The 18,742-nt window shown below is 59.5% G+C and carries 20 protein-coding genes; 4 read left to right on the top strand and 16 right to left on the bottom strand.

Annotated features, from left to right (window positions below):
• Positions 1-42: 42 nt before the first annotated feature.
• The 7 genes from ACR3EG_RS21615 to ACR3EG_RS21585 all read right to left on the bottom strand — a co-directional run bounded on the left by ACR3EG_RS21615 (position 43) and on the right by ACR3EG_RS21585 (position 6,236).
• Entirely contained in the window at positions 43-846 is an 804-nt protein-coding gene (locus ACR3EG_RS21615) for a CE1 family esterase (RefSeq protein ID WP_480496642.1), read from the bottom strand.
• A gap of 276 nt (positions 847-1,122) precedes the next feature.
• Entirely contained in the window at positions 1,123-1,566 is a 444-nt protein-coding gene (locus ACR3EG_RS21610; RefSeq protein WP_480496640.1) for a hypothetical protein, read from the bottom strand.
• Positions 1,563-2,636, bottom strand: coding sequence for a phenylalanine--tRNA ligase subunit alpha (gene pheS / locus ACR3EG_RS21605; RefSeq protein WP_480496638.1), 1,074 nt, complete (start codon positions 2,634-2,636; stop codon positions 1,563-1,565). Before pheS ends, ACR3EG_RS21610 begins: the two co-directional genes overlap by 4 nt.
• 70 nt (positions 2,637-2,706) lie before the next feature.
• Entirely contained in the window at positions 2,707-4,077 is a 1,371-nt protein-coding gene (locus ACR3EG_RS21600; protein ID WP_480496636.1) for a glutamate--cysteine ligase, read from the bottom strand.
• A 64-nt stretch (positions 4,078-4,141) separates the two neighbouring features.
• Entirely contained in the window at positions 4,142-4,669 is a 528-nt protein-coding gene (locus tag ACR3EG_RS21595; RefSeq protein ID WP_480496634.1) for a hypothetical protein, read from the bottom strand.
• Positions 4,666-5,514 carry a GNAT family N-acetyltransferase gene (locus tag ACR3EG_RS21590; RefSeq protein WP_480496632.1) on the bottom strand — a complete coding sequence of 283 codons (849 nt, stop codon included), beginning with the start codon at positions 5,512-5,514 and terminating at the stop codon, positions 4,666-4,668. The genes ACR3EG_RS21595 and ACR3EG_RS21590 overlap by 4 nt, the downstream gene beginning before the upstream one ends.
• Positions 5,511-6,236 carry a 16S rRNA (uracil(1498)-N(3))-methyltransferase gene (locus ACR3EG_RS21585; RefSeq protein ID WP_480496630.1) on the bottom strand — a complete coding sequence of 242 codons (726 nt, stop codon included), beginning with the start codon at positions 6,234-6,236 and terminating at the stop codon, positions 5,511-5,513. Before ACR3EG_RS21585 ends, ACR3EG_RS21590 begins: the two co-directional genes overlap by 4 nt.
• 11 nt (positions 6,237-6,247) lie before the next feature.
• On the opposite strand from ACR3EG_RS21585, the gene ubiA reads away from it, so the two are divergent.
• From ubiA to ACR3EG_RS21570, 3 genes are all read left to right on the top strand, one after another.
• Positions 6,248-7,210: a 4-hydroxybenzoate octaprenyltransferase gene (ubiA, locus tag ACR3EG_RS21580; RefSeq protein WP_480496628.1), complete on the top strand. Its 963-nt coding sequence runs from the start codon at positions 6,248-6,250 to the stop codon at positions 7,208-7,210.
• Between the two features lie 65 nt (positions 7,211-7,275).
• Complete coding sequence (locus ACR3EG_RS21575; protein ID WP_480496626.1) at positions 7,276-9,186, top strand: OmpA family protein; 1,911 nt, start codon at positions 7,276-7,278, stop codon at positions 9,184-9,186.
• A gap of 1 nt (position 9,187) precedes the next feature.
• A complete protein-coding gene (locus tag ACR3EG_RS21570) occupies positions 9,188-9,508 on the top strand; it encodes a hypothetical protein (protein WP_209195413.1) in 321 nt (106 codons plus the stop codon).
• 1 nt (position 9,509) lies between these two features.
• Here ACR3EG_RS21570 and ACR3EG_RS21565 read toward each other — a convergent pair whose 3' ends face one another.
• The 3 genes from ACR3EG_RS21565 to pgsA are packed head-to-tail and all read right to left on the bottom strand — an operon-like array spanning position 9,510 to position 10,875.
• Positions 9,510-9,956 carry a molybdenum cofactor biosynthesis protein MoaE gene (locus ACR3EG_RS21565; RefSeq protein WP_170751946.1) on the bottom strand — a complete coding sequence of 149 codons (447 nt, stop codon included), beginning with the start codon at positions 9,954-9,956 and terminating at the stop codon, positions 9,510-9,512.
• Between the two features lies 1 nt (position 9,957).
• Positions 9,958-10,203 (bottom strand): molybdopterin converting factor subunit 1, encoded by a 246-nt coding sequence (gene moaD, locus ACR3EG_RS21560; protein ID WP_170353620.1) that lies wholly within the window; start codon positions 10,201-10,203, stop codon positions 9,958-9,960.
• Between the two features lie 3 nt (positions 10,204-10,206).
• Positions 10,207-10,875 carry a CDP-diacylglycerol--glycerol-3-phosphate 3-phosphatidyltransferase gene (gene pgsA, locus ACR3EG_RS21555; protein ID WP_480496624.1) on the bottom strand — a complete coding sequence of 223 codons (669 nt, stop codon included), beginning with the start codon at positions 10,873-10,875 and terminating at the stop codon, positions 10,207-10,209.
• A gap of 171 nt (positions 10,876-11,046) precedes the next feature.
• Here pgsA and ACR3EG_RS21550 point away from each other — a divergent pair, with 171 nt between their 5' ends.
• Positions 11,047-11,931 (top strand): DMT family transporter, encoded by an 885-nt coding sequence (locus ACR3EG_RS21550; protein ID WP_480496622.1) that lies wholly within the window; start codon positions 11,047-11,049, stop codon positions 11,929-11,931.
• Here ACR3EG_RS21550 and uvrC read toward each other — a convergent pair.
• From uvrC to ACR3EG_RS21520, 6 genes are all read right to left on the bottom strand, one after another.
• Complete coding sequence (uvrC, locus tag ACR3EG_RS21545) at positions 11,928-13,802, bottom strand: excinuclease ABC subunit UvrC (RefSeq protein ID WP_480496620.1); 1,875 nt, start codon at positions 13,800-13,802, stop codon at positions 11,928-11,930. The genes ACR3EG_RS21550 and uvrC overlap by 4 nt on opposite strands.
• A gap of 290 nt (positions 13,803-14,092) precedes the next feature.
• Entirely contained in the window at positions 14,093-14,872 is a 780-nt protein-coding gene (locus ACR3EG_RS21540) for an SDR family oxidoreductase (protein WP_480496618.1), read from the bottom strand.
• Positions 14,873-14,890: 18 nt separating this feature from the next.
• Entirely contained in the window at positions 14,891-15,853 is a 963-nt protein-coding gene (locus tag ACR3EG_RS21535; protein ID WP_480496616.1) for a calcium/sodium antiporter, read from the bottom strand.
• Between the two features lie 168 nt (positions 15,854-16,021).
• Positions 16,022-16,819, bottom strand: a complete 798-nt coding sequence (locus ACR3EG_RS21530; protein WP_480496614.1) for a S49 family peptidase — start codon at positions 16,817-16,819, stop codon at positions 16,022-16,024.
• 113 nt (positions 16,820-16,932) lie between these two features.
• Positions 16,933-17,694 carry an ABC transporter permease gene (locus ACR3EG_RS21525; protein ID WP_480496613.1) on the bottom strand — a complete coding sequence of 254 codons (762 nt, stop codon included), beginning with the start codon at positions 17,692-17,694 and terminating at the stop codon, positions 16,933-16,935.
• Entirely contained in the window at positions 17,691-18,620 is a 930-nt protein-coding gene (locus ACR3EG_RS21520) for an ABC transporter ATP-binding protein (RefSeq protein WP_353391125.1), read from the bottom strand. Before ACR3EG_RS21520 ends, ACR3EG_RS21525 begins: the two co-directional genes overlap by 4 nt.
• Positions 18,621-18,742: the final 122 nt, after the last annotated feature.

Below are 18,742 nucleotides of genomic sequence, written 5' to 3'. Positions count from 1 at the left end.
CAGGCAATGACAAAGAATGCGCCAAGGTGCAAGCGCTGCGCGTCACGGATAGGTGGGGGTGCGGCCCAAAAGCTCGTCCAATTGCCGCCCGATCCAGCCATGGGGGATAAAATGCCCGCCCGGATGCGTGTCCAGCGTCACCTGCCCGCGTGCGCAATCGGTCCACTCCACCCGGCTGAGGGTCAGGATCGGCACCACGCTCCAATCGCCGCGCGGGGTGGCATCGTGGCACTCATACGCCGCCCGCCACAGCGCCACCGGATAGGTCGTGTCGCCATTGGTGCCATAAGGGAAATCCATCACCGTATCGCTAAGGCCGTGCACATGGCGCGCCTCGCGCGGGGCTTCGGGGCAGTCCTCGGTCTGGCGGATGCTGCCCGCAACGGCCAGCAGGGCGGCAACGTCATTGCCCGACTGGCACACATAGCGCCACGCCATCGCGCCGCCGAAGGAATAGCCCGAAACGTAGATACGTTCAGGATCAACTGGATAGCGCTTAGCCACATCCTCCAGCACCGCATCGGCAAAGGGCACGTCGCGCGTATCCGAGGTCCAGAAATCCCAGCTTTTACCCAACCCGTTCGGGGCCACCAGCAACACGCCGCGCAGCTTGGTCGCGCCTGCGATGCGCTGATGGTTCACCACGACAGTGCCCTGCCGCGCCCAGCCATGGAAATGCAACAACACGGGCAGAGGGGTTTTCCCGTCCCAACTCTCGGGCTCCAGCACATGATATGAGCGATCGCCGAGATCGCAGGCGGTGTCGCCATGGCAATCGGATTTCCATGGACCCATGGCAAACGCAGGGGTTGCGGTCAGCAGCAGGAAAAGCAGTCGGTAAATCATAGGCCGGAGCCTAGCTGCCTGACGCGGACTGTCACGTCACAACCCTGTGGGAACCTGTAACACGCGCGGATTTCGGCCTTCCGTACAGAGCGCAAGCCGCGCTGTCGCCAGACCGCGGGGTGGCGATCTTCGGCTGTGCTGCGCACTTTATGCCCGCCAAATCCGCGTACTGTACGAGCGTTGCGCTTACGGAGACAAATCGCCAGCCCGTGCGGGCGGTCTGGCGATAGCGCGGCGGCCTATCGGCCTTTGCTCCGCGCTGTACTTTCCCGACAACTAGTTTTGAATTGGCAGAGTTTTTTGGATGTCTTCCACAGACAAAGAAGTAGTGTCGAAAACATCTCGACGCATGTCCGTTAAGGCAGAAGCAAGAAGATATTTAAACTTAGCCATGTCACGCTGAACCATAGGCCCGGATGTATCCGCAGCATATTCCGCGAATTCATTCACACTCTTCAGAACCTGGTCAGAGGCGAGCAAAGACAACTCCATACGGAGAGTATTGTAGTGATCCAATCCGCCTTCATTATCTATCCGCATAAATGAGCGCATGAAGTTTAGGTAAACCTCGCGCTTTTTGGAAACCAGATCAGCCTCTCGATCCAGCCTTTTTTGAACTTTGTAGGTGAGTGTAGCCCCAACGATGGTCACAACGGCCACCATCAGAGTCACAAAACTCGGGAGGTTGTCCGAAATCAAGAGTTTCAGAGTTTCATTCACCGCGACAAACCACTATGCAAGTTCGGCATATCCAATGCCGCAAACCCATAGTGCCGCAACCACCGCAGGTCGGAATCAAAGAACGCCCGCAAATCCGGGATGCCGTATTTCAGCATCGCCAGACGGTCGATCCCGATGCCAAATGCAAAGCCCTGATAGACCTCAGGATCAATGCCACCGGCGGCGATCACCTTGGGGTGGACCATGCCGGAGCCGAGAATCTCCATCCAGTCGTCGCCTTCGCCGATCTTCAGCTGGCCGTTATCCCAGGAACAGCGGATATCGACCTCGGCCGAGGGCTCGGTGAAGGGGAAGTGCGAGGCACGGAAGCGCAGCTCGACGTCGTCGACCTCGAAGAAGGCCTTCACGAACTCTTCCAGAACCCATTTCAGGTTCGCCATCGAGATGTCTTTGTCGATAGCCAGCCCCTCGACCTGATGGAACATCGGCGTGTGGGTCTGGTCATAATCGGCGCGGTACACGCCGCCCGGACAGATGACGCGGATCGGCGCGCCCTGTTTCTCCATCGAGCGGATCTGCACCGGAGACGTATGGGTGCGCAGCACGTGTGGCGGGCGGTCATCGCCTTCGGCGCGGTGCATGTAGAACGTGTCCATCTCGGCCCGCGCAGGGTGGTGGCCGGGAATGTTCAGGGCGTCAAAATTATACCAGTCGTCTTCAATGCGCGGCCCTTCGGCCACCGAGAAGCCCAGTTCGGCAAAGATCGCGGTCAGTTCCTCGGTCGCCTGGCTGATCGGGTGGATCGAGCCCTGACGGCGCGGACGGGTCGGCAGGGTGACGTCCAGCCATTCGGTGCGCAGACGCTCATCCAGCGCGGCATCGGCCAGCGCGGATTTTTTGGCGGAGAGAGCCGAGTTGATCTCATCCTTCAGGGCGTTCAGCGCGGGGCCTGCGATCTGGCGTTCCTCGGGCGTCATTTTGCCCAGCTCGCGCATCTTCAGCGCGACCTCGCCTTTTTTGCCCACGGCGGCGACGCGGATCGCCTCAAGCGCGTTTTCGTCGCCCGCCTCGGCGATTTGGCCCAGATATTTTGCCTTAAGATCGTCCATGACGCCCTCTGAATTTGGTCGCCAACCTGCTATCGGGCCAGCCCTGCGAATGCAAGCGGGACGGTGCGGATCAATAGCTGTATTCGGGATAAATCCGGGTCAGATCGCCGTTCCAGTCGCCATTGTAGTGATCCAGCAACTCATCGGCGGGGACTTTCCCTGTATCGATGCTTTCCTTCAGGGCGTTCAGGAAATGCGTCTCATCCGGCACCAGACCGCCTGCGCCGGGGAAGGCGCGGGATTTCAGGCCAGCCTCGGAAATCGCCACGACCTCGCGTGCCAGATCGTGCATTTTGATGCCGCCAACCTGCGCCTGAAGGCCCTGAACGGCAGCCTGAACGCGTAGTTCCTCGCGGGTTTCCGCGTCCCAGCCCTTGACCAGATCCCACGCCGCATCCAGCGCGCCTTGGTCATATGTCAGACCCACCCAGAAGGCAGGCAGCGCGCACAGGCGGCGCCACGGGCCGCCATCCGCGCCGCGCATCTCCATATATTTCTTGATGCGAGCCTCGGGGAAGGCGGTTGTCAGGTGGTCGGCCCAATCAGACAGCGTCGGGGTTTCACCGGGCAGCGCAGGCAGTTTGCCTTGCAGGAAATCGCGGAAAGACATGCCCAGCGCGTTAATATATTGACCGTCGCGGTAGACGAAATACATCGGCACATCGAGCGCGTATTGGACATAGCGTTCGAACCCGAACCCGTCCTCGAACACAAACGGCAGCATCCCGGTCCGCGCATCATCCAGATGCCGCCAGATATGGCTGCGCCAGCTTTTCTGGCCGTTGGGTTTGCCCTCAAAGAACGGCGAATTGGCGAACAGCGCCGTCGCCACCGGCTGCAAGGCCAGCGCCACGCGCAGTTTCTGGACCATGTCGGCCTCGGAGCCGAAGTCGATATTGACCTGAACGGTGCAGGTGCGCCGCATCATGGCGCGACCCATGGTGCCGACCTTTTCCATATAGTCGTTCATCAGCCGATAGCGGCCCTTGGGCATCAACGGCATCTCGTCATGGGTCCAGATCGGAGCCGCACCTAGACCGATAAAGCCCACGCCGATCTCATCCGCGATATCCTTCACCTCGCGCAGGTGAGTGTTCACCTCATCGCAGGTCTCGTGGATCGTCTCAAGCGGAGCACCCGACAGTTCCAGCGCGCCACCCGGTTCCAGACTAACATTCGCGCCGTCCTTTTCCAGACCGATCAGGTTGTCGCCCTCGCGCACCTCGGCCCAGCCATGGCGGTCGCGCAGACCTTCCAGCACGGCGACGATCGAGCGTTTACCCTCGAACGGCAGCGGTTTCAGCGTGTCCTTGCAATAGCCGAACTTCTCATGCTCGGTCCCGATGCGCCAATCGGCTTTGGGCTTGCAGCCCGATTCCAGATATTCCGCAAGCTGTTCGTGACGTTCGATCGGCCCGCCGCCGGACTGGGGGATGGACATGAACCGCTCTCCGATCCTGATGTGTCTGTCTTTGGGTCAGTCGTGGGGGGAAATGCCGCCCGTGTCAATGCAGCCGCAGATGCGCCGGGCGCATCGGGCGCTTTTCCCAGATCACCACGGGATGCACCGCACCGCCGTTCAGTTCGGCCAGCATTTGCTCGGTTTTCAGCCCCGGCAGGTTCGAGAACACATCAAAAAGCGCCTCAGCCCCTTCGGCATTCACGGGAATGTGAAGCGTCGGCTGGCCTTGTTGCGACAGCACCCAATGCGCCGGGTTCGAGGTCGGGTCCAGCGCCAGCCGTTCGATCTCGCGCGTGGCGACCATTCCGCCGTCCAGCGGACCGAGATAGGTAATCTGCCCTTCGTCGATGGTGACTACACCGGGGCCACCCGCGCCAGTGCGAAACCGTGCGCGTTGTACACCGATCACGGTCAAAGCCACAGAGACAACCACCAATACCCAGCCCATCCAGCCCAGCAATCCGCCGGGGCCACTGATCCAGCTAAGACCAACTAGCAGGACGGCCACGGCAACCAACACTTCGCGCCAGCGCCACAGGGTCAGTTTGGCTTCGGGTCGGATAAAGCTCATGCCGGGTCCTTTGGGTCTTTGAACAGGATCAGTGAAAACTGCCCTGCCGGTTTGAATCCAATAGCCATATAGGCACGCGCTGCGGAATCTGAAGCTGCAAACAGAACGGCACGGGACACGCCACTGGCGTTTGCCTCAAGCAAATGCAACCCAACCGCCAAGCGGGCATACCCCCGCCCACGCAGTTCGGGCGGGGTATAGACCCCTCCGATCTGGACAACGTCAGGCAAGCGCGCGTTGAACCCGGTCATGGCCACGGGCTGCCCGTCGATCAGCAATATTCGATGTGAGTTGCGCTGAGTATAAGCGACAAAGTCCTTACGCGCCTGTTTGCGTGCGCGGGCGGGATCGAAATCCATCGCCTCGGTCAAATAGTCGGTCCGCCAGCCTTCGGCAATGTCCCCGTAAAACCCGCTTAAAGGTTCCAGCATAGCGCCCGTTGTGTCCGGCACGACAAGCTGTGTCAGGTCCAGCGTAAAGCCCGGTTCATCACTGTTGAGCGTCGCGGGTCTGCCGGCCCATCCCGCCATCTGCATGATACGCCGCGCCTGAGCCGCCTCGGCGGCGATGCCGAACAAGGGGCGCCCCCGGATCAGGTCAATCGCGGCCACAAGCTCGTCATCGGAACAGTCCGGGCACTGGGTCAGGACCATGCCCTCATTCGTGATCGCGAAGACCGCGCGCGGGCCGTCACCCAAAGTCCAGACGTTCAAAGCACGAGGGTCCGTGCCTCTCAAACCAAAATCCCGCAGATTGGCCAGAGGAAACATCGAGGTCTGAATGTGATCGGACAAAAACCGGGTGATGCGTGGCACGTCCTCTTGTTGGGCCTGCTGCCAGCTCATGACCAATCCCCAAGTGCCAGCTGCCACATGGTCAGCGCCGCCACCGCTGCTGTATCCGCGCGCAGAATACGTGGCCCAAGGCTGACCACATGTGCGTAAGGAAGACCAGACAAGCGGGCCCGTTCCCGATCCGAAAACCCGCCCTCGGGCCCGATGAGAATGGCCCAGGGCTGGCCCGTTTCATTGGCTGCCAATCGCAGGGCCGACCCAACCTCTGCCTCGTCGCAGAACATCAGTTGTCGGTCTTCTGGCCACGCATCCAGCACGCGATCAAGCCGCTGCAGATCGGAAACCTCGGGCACGTAAGTTCCGCCGCATTGCTCTGCCGCCTCAACGGCATGCGCCTGAAGGCGGTCTTGGCGTATACGCTCGGAATTGGTGAACTCAGTCTGCACCGGCAGGATACGCGCGGCCCCCATCTCGGCTGCTTTTTCGACAATAAAATCGGTGCGCGCCTTTTTGATCGGCGCAAACAAGAACCACAGATCGGGCGGCATTTGCAGTGGTTTGGTCTGGCGGGCGCAGGACAGCACGCCGCCACGCTTGCCCGCCTCGGCCACGTTGGTAAGCCACTCGCCATCCTGGCCGTTAAACAGAGCCACCTGCCCGCCCACGGCCAGCCGCATGACGCCAAACAGGTAGTGGGCCTGATCACGCGTCAAAGGAACCGATTGCCCCGGACCCAAAGGGTGCTCTACATACAGTCTGATCTTTGCACTCATGAGACCTTAATATGCAAGGCAATGCCCCAACACCAGACGGTCAGGTCGCTGATGCCGTAAGCGGCAACTGGGTCGACACCCATGCGCCCGCCTTCACCCGCCCCTATCTGCGCCTAAGCCGCGCAGACCGGCCCATCGGCACATGGCTGTTGCTGATTCCCTGCTGGTGGGGTCTTGCGCTGGCCATCCTCAGCGATGGCACCCCGCGATGGGAAGACCTTTGGATCGCCATTGGCTGCGCAGTCGGCGCTTTTCTGATGCGCGGCGCCGGCTGCACGTGGAACGACATCACCGATCGCGAGTTCGACGCTCAGGTCGAGCGTACTCGGTCGCGTCCGATCCCATCAGGTCAGGTCACGGTACGACAAGCGGTTGTCTGGATGGGGCTGCAATGCCTGTTGGCGTTGGGTATTTTGCTGACCTTCAATCAAGCTGCGATCGCGATGGGCGTCCTGTCACTGTTGCCGGTGACAATCTATCCGTTCGCAAAACGCTTTACATGGTGGCCCCAGGTGTTTTTGGGACTGGCGTTCAACTGGGGCATTCTGCTGGCCTGGGCAGCGCATACCGGAACGGTCGGGGTGCCCGCGATCACGCTCTACCTGGCCGGAATCGCCTGGACGCTGTTCTACGACACGATCTATGCCCATCAGGACGCCGAAGATGACGAGTTGATCGGTATCAAATCCACTGCACGCCTGTTTGGTTCGGATACAGCCAGATGGCTGAAATACTTCCTCGTTGCGACCGTGTCGTTGATGGGGCTGGCGATCATCGACGCAGCAACGACTCAGGCCTCGATCATGGCGCTTTTTGTTGCGCTGGCCGGGCCGTGGGCGATGGGGTGGCACATGGCGTGGCAATTGCGCGGACTGGACACCGAAGACAACGCCAAGCTGCTGCAACTGTTCCGCGCAAATCGCGACACCGGCCTTATTCCGCTGATCTTCCTTTGTGTGGCCTTGCTGGTCTGATTGCACCTCGGGCCGGGCCTCTGTAAGAGTCCGGCTCAATCACCCGAGGAGTCTCCTGTCTGCACATGCGCCTGCCTTATCTCCTAGCTGTTGCCTTTATCTTCCTGGTTTCTGCCGGGCTGTCTCTGCTGGCCGCCAGTTACTCGGTCACCAAGGTCGAAGAGGCATCGGAATTCGCGGTGCGCCGCGCGCTCGATCTGAAAGGCCATGACTGGGCCGAGGTCGAATCCGACGGCTTGCGCGTCATACTGACTGGCACCGCTGCTGACGAAGCCGCGCGCTTCAGCGCCCTGACCGCTGCCGGCACCGAAGTCGACACCTCGCGCGTTATTGACGAGATGGAAGTCGCACCCACGACCCAATTGGCACCACCCAAGTTCTCGGCCGAAATTCTGCGCAATGACAGCGGTATTTCGGTGATTGGTCTGGTCCCGCTCAGCCAGGACCGCGAGGCATTGATGGAGCGTTTGCATCGGCTGGACGGGGACAATGTATCGGACCTTCTTGAGACCGCCGACTATCCCAAGCCCAAAGGCTGGGATGAGGCACTAACCTACGCGATCGAAGCCCTTGTTCGGCTTCCGCGCGCCAAGATTTCGGCCAGTCCGGGGTTGGTGAGGATTACTGCTATCGCCGACAGCCAGCAGGAAAAGGAACGGCTTGAACAGGATTTGACGCGTGCTGCGCCACCCAGCCTTAGGATCGGATTGTCGATCACGGCCCCGCGGCCGGTGATCACGCCGTTTACGCTGCGCTACATTGTCGATGCCGAAGGCGGTCATTTCGACGCGTGTTCGGCGCCTGATCAGGATTCCCGAAACGCCATCATTGCCACCGCCGAAGCGGCAGGGCTGACCGGACCTTACACCTGTACGATCGGTTTGGGCGTTCCATCACCCCGCTGGTCCGAGGCCGCAACGCTCAGCATCAAGGCGCTGGCTCAGATCGGTTTGGGATCCGTGACCATGTCTGACGCCGATATCACGCTGGTCGCCGAGATGGGTACGAACGCCGCCACTTTCGACCGCGTGGTCGGCGAGCTTGAGAATGCCCTGCCCGAGGTCTTCGCCCTTCACGCCGTCCTGCCCGAGCCTGATACCGACGAACCCACAGGCCCGCCCGAGTTTTCCGCCACGCGCAGCCCCGAAGGGCTGGTCCAAATGCGCGGACGCTTGGGTGATGAAACCCTTCGGGACATGGTCGACAGCTATGCCCGCGCGGCGTTTGGCTCGGAACAGGTTTATACTGCAACTCGCGTTGTACCTGACCTGCCCACCGACTGGGCCGTGCGCGTCCTGGCCGGGCTAGAGGCGCTATCCTTACTGCACAATGGCGCTCTGACTGTGACGCCGGACGATGTCATGCTGAACGGCGTCAGCCATGAACCCGACACCAGAGCGCGCATCGCTGGCCTTTTGTCCGACAAGCTGGGCGAAGCGCAGGAATACACACTTTCGATCACCTACCAAAAACCTCCGGAACCCGAAGACGCCCTGCCAGACCCCGAGCAATGCGAAGACCGCATTGCCGAAGTTCAGACGTCCAGCAAGATTGCCTTCGAACCTGGCTCGGCCACGGTGGCGGCGGATTCGCGTGATACTGTGAACCAGATCGCCGACATTCTGCGCGAATGCGGCCCAATCCGGATGGAGATCCAGGGCCACACCGACAGTCAGGGCCGGGAAGAGATGAATCAGCAGCTCAGCCAGGCTCGGGCACAGTCCATCCTAAACGAGCTGCGCGGACGGCGCGTTCCCACCGCAAGCTACACGGCAGTGGGATACGGCGAAACGCAACCTATCGCCGACAACGGCTCCGAGGAAGGTCGCGAAGAAAACCGTCGGATTGAATTCCGCCTGATCCGCCCTGAACCCGTCGCCAATTCCGAGACGGGTCTGGAAGCGCTGGAACAGGACACACAGCCGTCAGAAGACGCACAAACAGACGCCGAAGAAACCGGCGCAGAGGACCAGTAAGTTGAACAGACTAGAATTCATCATCGCCACCGCCGTCATTTTGTTTGCAGCGTTTTGCATGGGGTGGTTCGCCAACTGGCTGGCCCATCGCCTGTCCCGCGTGCGCCAAAGCGACGTAGCCGATCTGGACCGCATGAGCCAGGAGCTGCATGAGGCCGAGGAAACCCGCGATCAGGCCATCACCTATCTGCAGCAGCGCGAGGCTGAACTGACCAACCAGCTGACGCAAGCCGAGGCCGAACTGTCCGCAGCCATGGATGGGCTGCGTGCCGCACGGCAAGAGGCCGAAGAGCTGCGCGGGCGCATCAACAACGCGGATTAAATCACCAGCGCGTCAGCGCGTCCTCGTCCTCGTCCTTGGCAGCGACCCAGTCAGCACCGGAATTGGTGATCTCTTTCTTCCAGAATGGCGCGCGGGATTTCAGGTAGTCCATCAGGTATTCTGCCGCCTCGAACGCGTCCTTGCGATGAGGCGAGGCCGTGGCCACCATCATGATCCGATCCCCCGGAGCCAGCCGCCCGTGGCGGTGAATCACCAGCACATCGCCCAGCGACCAGCGCGATTGTGCTTCTTCGGCGATCTTGGTCAGGGCGCGCTCGGTCATGCCGGGATAGTGCTCGATCTCCATCACGTCCAGATCGCCTGTGGCCAGATCGCGCACAACGCCGGTGAAGGTTACGATGGCCCCGTTCGCTGCCTCGTCCCCGGCGGCAAAGGCGTTGGCCTCGGCCCCCATGTCGAAAGGGGCTTCTTGTACGACGATCCGCATCTTAGCCACCTGTCATCGGCGGAAAGAACGCAACTTCGCGCACGCCCGACAAAGGGGCGTCAAAGTCCGACAGTTCCTGATCCAGCGCCACGCGCAGCGCCGACAGGTCGGCAAAAGCGGCGGCGTAGCGATCTTCGCGCGCGGTCAGTTCCGCGACCAGCTCGGATACGGTTGCGGCCTGTGTCTCGACCTTTTCCTTGGGCAGACCGATGCGTTCGCGCACCCATGCGAAATACAGCACATCCATCGCTTAGCTCTCCTTCAGATGGGGCATGGCTTTAAGTAGGTAGTCATAGCCGGTGATCAACGTCAGCGTCGCCGCGATCCACAGCAGCCACAGACCGATCCGGCCGGACCAGAACATACCTTCCAGATGCCAGCGGATGTGGTTTACGTCCTCAAGCTGTCCAATGAGAACCTGATCAATGGTCGCAGGGTCCATGCCAAACGTGGCCATGACAAAGTAATGTTCAAAAATTCCCTGTGAAAACAACACCGCAATGGCAAACATCTGCGCTGTGGTCTTCCATTTGGCCAGCTTGGTCACTTTCAAAGTTCCCGCCACATCGCCCAGATATTCCCGCAACCCCGAAACAAACACCTCGCGGAACAGAATCACGGTGGCGGGCAGCACCAGCCAAGGCGTCCAATGCTCGGTCGAATAGCCCACAAGGATCATCAGCGCGATCACCACCATCGCCTTGTCGGCAATTGGGTCCAGCATCGCTCCGATCTTGGTTTCCTGTTTCCAAGCACGGGCCAGATACCCGTCGAACCAGTCGGTGATCGCCGCTGACATGAACAGGATCAGGGCAAACCAGTCGGCATAGGGCCGGGTGAAATACAAAAACATCACGGCCAGACCGGGGGCAGCCATAAGGCGCAGCACGGTCAGGATATTGGGCAAATTCCACTTCATGAAGAAAACTCTACATCGCCGGTTCAGGACATAAAAGATGGACCATTGAAAATCTGACCCGATCACAGGCAGTTGTGGCCTTCGAGGTCAAAGGGTCGCAACCCCGATCACACGGCTTGGCGCGCGCGGGCTTTGCGGTCAGATTGGCGGCTGGCCAAGACAGAGCGATACATGACCCGTCACATTCGAACCGACCCCCGATCGAACCTGATCGGCAGCGCATGGATGATCGCCGCAATGGCCCTGTTCGCGCTTGAGGATGCGCAGATCAAAGCGGCCTCGGCGGCGATTCCGATCTGGCAGGTGCTGGTTCTATTCGGCGCAGGCGGCGCGGTGATCTATGCGGCAGTGGCCCTGCTGCGCGGCACACGGCTGTTTCAAGCCGATGTACTGTCGCGCCCGATGAAGGTGCGTGCGGTATTCGAAATCCTGGGGCGGTTGTTCTATGTGCTGGCCATCGCGCTTACTCCGCTGTCCTCGGCTACGGTGATCCTGCAGGCGACGCCCTTGGTCGTCGTCGCCGGGGCCGCACTGGTTTTTGGCGAAACCGTCGGCTGGCGCCGGTGGAGCGCCATTCTGATCGGCCTTGTAGGCGTCGTGATCATCATCCAACCGACCGGGGACAGCTTTTCGGCCCTGTCCATCCTTGCGGTGCTGGGGATGCTGGGCTTTGCCGGGCGCGATCTGGCCAGCCGCGCCGCGCCCGCGTCACTGGGGACCGAGGTGCTGGGGTTCTACGGTTTCCTTTGCATCATAATCGCCGGTCTGGCCTATCGGTTCTGGGAAGGCACACCGATGCAGCCCCTAAGCCCGCAAGTCAGCCTGCATATGACCGGCGCAATCGTGATGGGCGTCATGGCCTATGCCGCGCTGATGAAGGCGATGCGTACGGGCGAGGTGTCGTCCGTCACCCCTTTCCGTTATTCGCGGCTGCTGTTCGGCATCGGGTTGGGTGTGGTCATGTTTGGTGAGCGGCTGGACCAGACCATGTGGATCGGGTCGGCGCTGATCGTGGCCTCGGGGCTGTACATCCTGTGGCGCGGGCGGCGGGCCTAGCCCTTGTCGTGGAAGAAATCATAGACCTTCTGCGCCAACCCGGCTGAGATTCCGTCCACCGCCTTGAGATCCGCCAGATTAGCCCTGCTAACCGCTTTGGCGCTGCCGAAATGGGTCAACAGGGCGCGTTTGCGCGCCGCGCCCACGCCGGGGATTTCATCCAGAGGCGTCGCCCCCACCGCCTTGGCCCGTTTGGCGCGATGGGTGCCGATGGCGAAGCGGTGCGCCTCATCCCGCAGGCGTTGAATGAAATACAGCACCGGATCGTTACGTTTCAGCGCAAAGGCGCGTTGGCCGATGCGGTGGAATTCCTCTTTGCCGTGGTCGCGATCCACGCCCTTGGCGACACCGACCATCGGGATGTCTTCGACGCCATGTTCGACCATGATCTCATGCACCGCGCTCACCTGCCCAGCGCCGCCGTCGATCAAAAGCAGGTCGGGCCAATGGCCCTTGTCCCGGTCTGGGTCTTCTTTCAACAGGCGAGTGAAACGGCGGGTCAGGACCTCTTTCATCATGCCAAAGTCGTCACCGGGGGTCAGATCATCGCCCCGGATGTTGAACTTGCGATAGGCGTTTTTCATGAACCCCTCGGGGCCCGCCACGATCATGCCGCCCACCGCGTTGGTGCCTTGGATATGGCTGTTGTCGTAGACCTCAATCCGCTCGGGTGGCGTGTCCAGATCAAACGCCTCGGCCACGCCACGCAACAACTTGGCCTGCGTGGCGCTTTCCGACATGCGCCGTGCCAGTGACTCGCGCGCGTTGCGCAGAGCCCCAGCGACCAGTTCCTGTTTCTCACCGCGCTGCGGCACAAGGATTTCGACCTTGCGACCGGCTTTTTCCGACAGCGCGTCCTGCATCAGATCAGCGTTCTCGACCCCGTCCGACAGGATCAACTGACGCGGCGGTTCCTTGTTGTCGTAGAACTGACCAAGGAAGGCTTCCATCACCTCGGCCGGCGACACATCCGCCCCGACCCGAGGGTAAAAGTCCTTGTTGCCCCAGTTCTGGTTGGCCCGGATAAAGAACACCTGCACACAGGCTTGCCCACTTTCCATATAGAGGCCGATCACATCCGCCTCGGCCACGCCGCGCGGGTTGATGCCTTGGGACGTCTGCACCTGCGTCAGCGCCCGGATACGGTCGCGCAGGCTGGCGGCGCGTTCGAACTCCATCGCTTCGGACGCGGCCATCATCTGTTCGGCCAGATCCTCCTGCACCTTGGTCGAGCGGCCCGACAGGAACCGTTCCGCATCCTTGACGCTTTCGCCGTAGTCGGCCTCGGAAATCAACCCCACACACGGCCCCGAACAGCGCTTGATCTGATACAGCAGACAGGGCCGCGTGCGGCTGTCGAACATGGAATCCGAGCAGTTGCGCAGCAGAAACGCCTTTTGCAGCTGGTTCAGCGTCCGGTTCACCGCGCCCGCATTGGCGAAGGGGCCGAAATAGGCGCCCTTTTCCTTCTTCGCCCCACGATGTTTCTTGATCTGCGGAAAGCCGTGATCCTTGGCGACCAGAATGTTCGGAAAACTTTTGTCGTCGCGCAGCAGCACATTGTATTTCGGCTTGAGCTGCTTGATCAGGTTCTGCTCCAGCAGCAGCGCCTCGGTCTCGGTCCGCGTGGTCAGGAACATCATCGAGGCGGTCTGCGCGATCATCTTCTCGATCCGCCCCGAATGGCCGGGCCGCGTATAATTCGATACCCGCGCCTTCAGGTTTCGCGCCTTGCCGACATAAAGAACCCGACTGTCCGCATCCAACATCCGGTACACACCGGGCGAGCTGTCCAGCGTTTTCACATATCGCTGTATACATTCGTATCCAACGCTTTGGGTTTCGGAGTTCGATTCGTTCTGGACGGTCATGTGTCTGAAATATGATTCCCTGACCATGGCTGCAATCTTGAGCGCCTCAGATCAAGAGAAAACAAATCCACGGTTTCTGTGGATAAGTATGAAGATAAGTTTCCGGGTATCGCGATTTTCCCTTAATTCATTAAGGATTCCTTGATTTGCACAAAAATTAGGCAATAACTTAACTATTTGTTTTTGTTAATTATTTTTTCCCACACAGGACAAGTGCATGAAAAACAATACATTTTTGTAACGTCTTGGTAACGGAAATGAGAGCGGTGCAAAACTTATCTGAGAATTACCTATTCAACGCCCAAAACATCCGGAGTTTGCCAGCCAAGATGCTGCCCGCCATCCACACATAAAAGCTGCCCAGTGACCGCCTGTGCATCCAGAAAATACCCCAGTGCGGCAGTGATGTCTGAAGGGTTCGCGCCGCGCTCCAATACCGTGCTCCGCCGTTGCGCATTGAAGTGATCGACGCTTTGGCGGTGCCCCTGCATCGTGGGACCGGGACCGATTGCGTTGACGCGGATCGCCGGGGTCAACGCTTGCGCAGCAGTGCGGGTCAGCGCCCACAGGCCCATCTTGGCGATTGTGTAGGACATGAACTCGGGGGTCAGCTTGCGTACCCGCATGTCGACCATATTGACGATAAGACCGGTTGCGACCGGTTCGCCTGCCGCATCGGTGTCGGGCTGCAACCCTTGTTCAGCCATCGCCTGGGTCAGCACAAAAGGCGCGCGCAGGTTGCTTTCGAGGTGCCGGTCCCAGCTTTGCCGCGTGGCCGTTTGGATATTGTCGTATTCAAAGATCGAGGCGTTGTTGACCAGACAGGTGATCGACCCACCCAATGCCTCGGCTGCGCGGGGCAACAGGGCGTTCACCTGCGCCTCGTCCAGCAGGTCGGCTTGCAGGGCAACAGCATTGCGACCCATTGATCGTATCTCGGCCACGACATCCGACGCCGGTTGTTCGGACGAAGCATAGTGGACAGCGACATCATATCCACGCTGCGCCAGATACAGGGCCATGGCCCGGCCAAGGCGAATACCTGCTCCGGTTACAAGGGCTCGGGTCATCGGGGACTCTCCGTCACATTACGCCAGCAATGTGACGATGTAGACCGCATAGAGCAGGGTCAACAGCAAGCCCCACACGCGCGTGATATCTTTCTTGAAAAACACGAACGGGATCAGCAGCAATGATGCGCCCAGCATGACCCACAGATCGAATTGCAGGAACTCGGGATCAACCGGAATTCGCCCGACCAATGTCGCGATACCGACAATGGCCAACAGGTTGAACATGTTTGACCCGATCACGTTACCAAGCGCAACATCCGCCTGACGCCGCAACGCCGCCATAACAGTCGTGGCCAATTCGGGCAGAGACGTACCGACCGCCACCAAAGTCAGACCGATAATCGTTTCACTGATCCCATAGGTGCGCGCGATTACGGTTGCGTTTTCGACCAGCAGATGCGCGCCCATCGGCAATCCGATCAGACCCAGCAGCAGATAGATCGCGATCTTCCAGTACGGCATATCCGGGTCGGCCTCTTCGAGACCATCCAGTTCTTCGTCATCGTTACAAGCCTCACCACAGGCTTTCCGATGGGCATGGGCCTCGCGGAAGGCATTCCACAGGATCAGAGCCAGTGCAGCCAGCAGGATACCTCCGCTGACCAGATTGAATTCGCCCAAGAAAGCCAACCCAATAAACAACACTGTGGCCATGATCATGAAGACATAGTTCTTGCGGCTGTCGCATTCGCTTGTGTGCAAAGTGGCAAGCAACGCTGGAAGGCCCAGTACCAGCAGGATGTTGGCCGTGTTCGACCCGACCACGTTCCCTAACGCAATTCCCGGCGCGTTTTCCTTGATCGCGCTGATGGCGATCAGCAATTCAGGCGCCGAAGTGCCAAAGGCCACAATCGTCAGACTGACGATCAACGCAGGTACGCCCAGACGCAGGCTCAGGTTTACCGCACCACGCACTAGCGCATCCCCTGCCAGCAACAGGATCAGCAATCCGAGGCCGGATAACAGCCATGCCGTCATGTACGGCCTCCTTTTTTGCAGGCGCAGGGGCCTTTACCGATCCTGAACCGCCCGCAGCGCGGACACCGTGCCGATTGCAACCTTTTCTGTCCGGGAAAACGCAGCTTTCCAAACATGGCCAACACGCCCATGGCGATCAGGAAGAGGGTGACAATCTTGATAATCACGTCACAACCCAAAACGCGCATAGGCCGCGCGTTCCTCAAGCCCTGCAATCGCATCCTGTGCCAAGGAAGCACCGAACCGGGACCACAAAGGTTTTCGCAACCCATAGCGCCGGAATTTCACCTTGTCGCCGAACCGCTCTTGCATCTTGGGTTTCAGATGAGCAATCCCGTCGATCAACCCCAGTTCCTGCGCGCGACGCGCCAACCAAATTTCGCCGGTGAACAGATCCTGACTCTCATCCAGTTTTCCATCACGCCGGGTTTTGACATGGGCGATGAAATTTTCGTGAATATCACCCAAAAGGCGCTCTAACCGGGCAACGTCCTCTTTCTTTTCGGGCGAGAACGGGTCGAGCATGGATTTCGACTCTCCGGCCGTATGCACGCGCCGCTCGATCCCCTGACGTTTCAAAAGTACATGCGCACCAAAGCCGGATGAGATCACTCCGATGGACCCCAGAACCGAACTGTCGTCGGCATAAATCTCATCAGCTGCAGCTGCCAGCCAATACCCGCCCGAGGCGGCGACATCTTCGACAAATGCTGTGACAGGAACGTTTAATTCCTCAGATAACCGCCGAATACGCGCACCGATCAAAGAACTTTGCACCGGTGAGCCACCGGGCGAGTTGACCTCGAGCGCGACGGCGGCGGGTTTGCCTTTGCGAAAGGCTTTCTCAAGAACCGGGGCCAGCGACGTGTCGGACATCGACCCTCGGCCGGCCATTCCGATGGCTCCGGACAGACGCACAATGGCCACGCATGGCTGCTTTTTGACAAATGGCAGGCTGAGTTTCATGGGAGCCGATGTAGAGTGCGCCATTGTGCTAAACAAGGGACCGTTTGAACGTTAGATGCAGCCGGATCACATTTCCCGGAGTTGATGGGCAAAAATGCAACGCCAAACGCACCCTAGCTGCGAATGCGCCAGCCGGTTTTGAAAACCCACCAGATGATGCCAAGACAAATGCCTGTAAAGGCCACGATTGCCAGCAGGCTGAAGCCTATCGGCACATCCGCCAGCCCATAAAACGACCATCTGAAACCTGAAATCAGATAGACTACCGGATTGAACAATGTGATCGTTTGCCAAACCGGCGGCAGCATCGAGATCGAATAGAATGTGCCGCCTAAAAAGATCAACGGCGTTACCACCAGTTGCGGCACCAGCGACATCTGCTCGAAGTTGCCTGCCCAGATGCCAATTATGAATCCAAGCAACGAGAAACTGAGGCAAGTCAGCACCAGAAACGCGACCATTGCCAACGGATGTTCGATCCGTAAATCCACAAAAAACGTCGCCGTGATCAGGATCACCACCCCAACGAACAGCGCCTTGGTCGCCGCCGCCCCCACATAGCCGATCACGATCTCGATAAAGTTCACAGGGGCCGAGAGCAGCTCGTAGATCGTGCCAAGGAATTTGGGGAAATAAATCCCGAATGACGCGTTCGATATCGACAACGTCACCACCGACAGCATGATCAAACCCGGCACGATGAACGCGCCATAGGATACGCCCTCAACTTCTTGGATACGACTGCCGATCGCGGTACCAAAGACGACGAAATACAAAGAGGTCGACAGAACCGGAGACAAAAAGCTCTGTGCCAGCGTCCGGAAGAACCGGGCCATTTCGAACCGGTAAATAGCGGCGATTGCGGACCAGTTCATGCGGGCTCTCCCGACACCAGATTGACAAATATTTCTTCCAGGCTCGACTGGCGGGTCTGCACGTCTCGCAGAATGAGCCCGGCTTGCGCCACATCGTTCAGCAACGTGGTGATGCCGGTGCGGTCGGCATGGGTATCGTAGGTATAGATCAGGGCATCGCCATTGCCATTCAACGTCAGGTTATGCGCTGCAAGACTGTCGGGGATCGACGTGATGGGATCGGTCAGCATGACTTCGATCTGCTTCTTGCCCATTTGCGCCATCAGCGTGTTCTTGTCCTGCACCAGCAGCAATTCGCCTTTGTCGATGACACCAACTCGGTCGGCAATTGCTTCGGCCTCTTCGATGTAATGAGTGGTCAGAATGATCGTGACGCCCGCCTGTTTCAGTTCGGCCACGATCTCCCACATGTCCTTGCGCAATTCGACATCAACACCGGCGGTGGGTTCATCCAGAAACAGCACGCGCGGCTCATGCGCCAACGCTTTTGCGATCAGCACCCTGCGCTTCATCCCGCCCGACAGCTCTTTGATGGCGTTGCGGCGCTTGTCCCACAGGGACAGCTTGCGCAGGATCTCTTCGATCCGCGCGTCATCTCGACCCAAGCCAAACAGCCCACGCGACAAACGTACCGTGTTCCAGACTTTTTCGAATGGCTCCAGCGCGATCTCCTGCGGGACAAGGCCGATCATCCGGCGCGCAGCGCGAAAGTCGGACTGGATGTCATGCCCTCCGACCGTAACTGTACCCGAGCTCGGCGTGGTAATTCCGCAGATGGTTGAAATCAGGGTTGTTTTGCCCGCGCCATTCGGACCCAGCAAGGCCAGAATCTCACCCTGCCGAATGTCCAAAGTCACGCCCTTAAGCGCCTCAAACCCGTCAGCATAGGATTTTCGCAAATCCCTGATCGAAAGAATGGTGGTCATGCTGTTTCCCTGTCCTGACGGAGACCCTACCCCGGTGGGCGAGCGCAGAACAGACCCATTCCGCACCGGCCGTTACGCGGATTTTGCCGAAGCCTGCTCGGGCTTGCAATTTGCCGGCATTC

Source organism: Ruegeria sp. AM7 (genome assembly GCF_056535965.1).
This window is presented reverse-complemented; position numbering and strand designations above follow the sequence as displayed.

Coding starts and splice junctions, on each gene's coding strand:
- ACR3EG_RS21535 (WP_480496616.1), bottom strand. CDS start 15,853: ATGACGGCATGGCTGTTATCCGGCCTCGGATTGCTGATCCTGTTGCTG.
- ACR3EG_RS21590 (WP_480496632.1), bottom strand. CDS start 5,514: ATGAGCTGGCAGCAGGCCCAACAAGAGGACGTGCCACGCATCACCCGG.
- ACR3EG_RS21550 (WP_480496622.1), top strand. CDS start 11,047: ATGACCCGTCACATTCGAACCGACCCCCGATCGAACCTGATCGGCAGC.
- ACR3EG_RS21565 (WP_170751946.1), bottom strand. CDS start 9,956: ATGCGGATCGTCGTACAAGAAGCCCCTTTCGACATGGGGGCCGAGGCC.
- ACR3EG_RS21575 (WP_480496626.1), top strand. CDS start 7,276: ATGCGCCTGCCTTATCTCCTAGCTGTTGCCTTTATCTTCCTGGTTTCT.
- moaD (WP_170353620.1), bottom strand. CDS start 10,203: ATGGATGTGCTGTATTTCGCATGGGTGCGCGAACGCATCGGTCTGCCC.
- ACR3EG_RS21615 (WP_480496642.1), bottom strand. CDS start 846: ATGATTTACCGACTGCTTTTCCTGCTGCTGACCGCAACCCCTGCGTTT.
- ACR3EG_RS21530 (WP_480496614.1), bottom strand. CDS start 16,819: ATGAAACTCAGCCTGCCATTTGTCAAAAAGCAGCCATGCGTGGCCATT.
- ACR3EG_RS21520 (WP_353391125.1), bottom strand. CDS start 18,620: ATGACCACCATTCTTTCGATCAGGGATTTGCGAAAATCCTATGCTGAC.
- ACR3EG_RS21585 (WP_480496630.1), bottom strand. CDS start 6,236: ATGAGTGCAAAGATCAGACTGTATGTAGAGCACCCTTTGGGTCCGGGG.
- ubiA (WP_480496628.1), top strand. CDS start 6,248: ATGCAAGGCAATGCCCCAACACCAGACGGTCAGGTCGCTGATGCCGTA.
- ACR3EG_RS21600 (WP_480496636.1), bottom strand. CDS start 4,077: ATGTCCATCCCCCAGTCCGGCGGCGGGCCGATCGAACGTCACGAACAG.
- ACR3EG_RS21595 (WP_480496634.1), bottom strand. CDS start 4,669: ATGAGCTTTATCCGACCCGAAGCCAAACTGACCCTGTGGCGCTGGCGC.
- pgsA (WP_480496624.1), bottom strand. CDS start 10,875: ATGAAGTGGAATTTGCCCAATATCCTGACCGTGCTGCGCCTTATGGCT.
- ACR3EG_RS21540 (WP_480496618.1), bottom strand. CDS start 14,872: ATGACCCGAGCCCTTGTAACCGGAGCAGGTATTCGCCTTGGCCGGGCC.
- pheS (WP_480496638.1), bottom strand. CDS start 2,636: ATGGACGATCTTAAGGCAAAATATCTGGGCCAAATCGCCGAGGCGGGC.
- ACR3EG_RS21525 (WP_480496613.1), bottom strand. CDS start 17,694: ATGAACTGGTCCGCAATCGCCGCTATTTACCGGTTCGAAATGGCCCGG.
- uvrC (WP_480496620.1), bottom strand. CDS start 13,802: ATGACCGTCCAGAACGAATCGAACTCCGAAACCCAAAGCGTTGGATAC.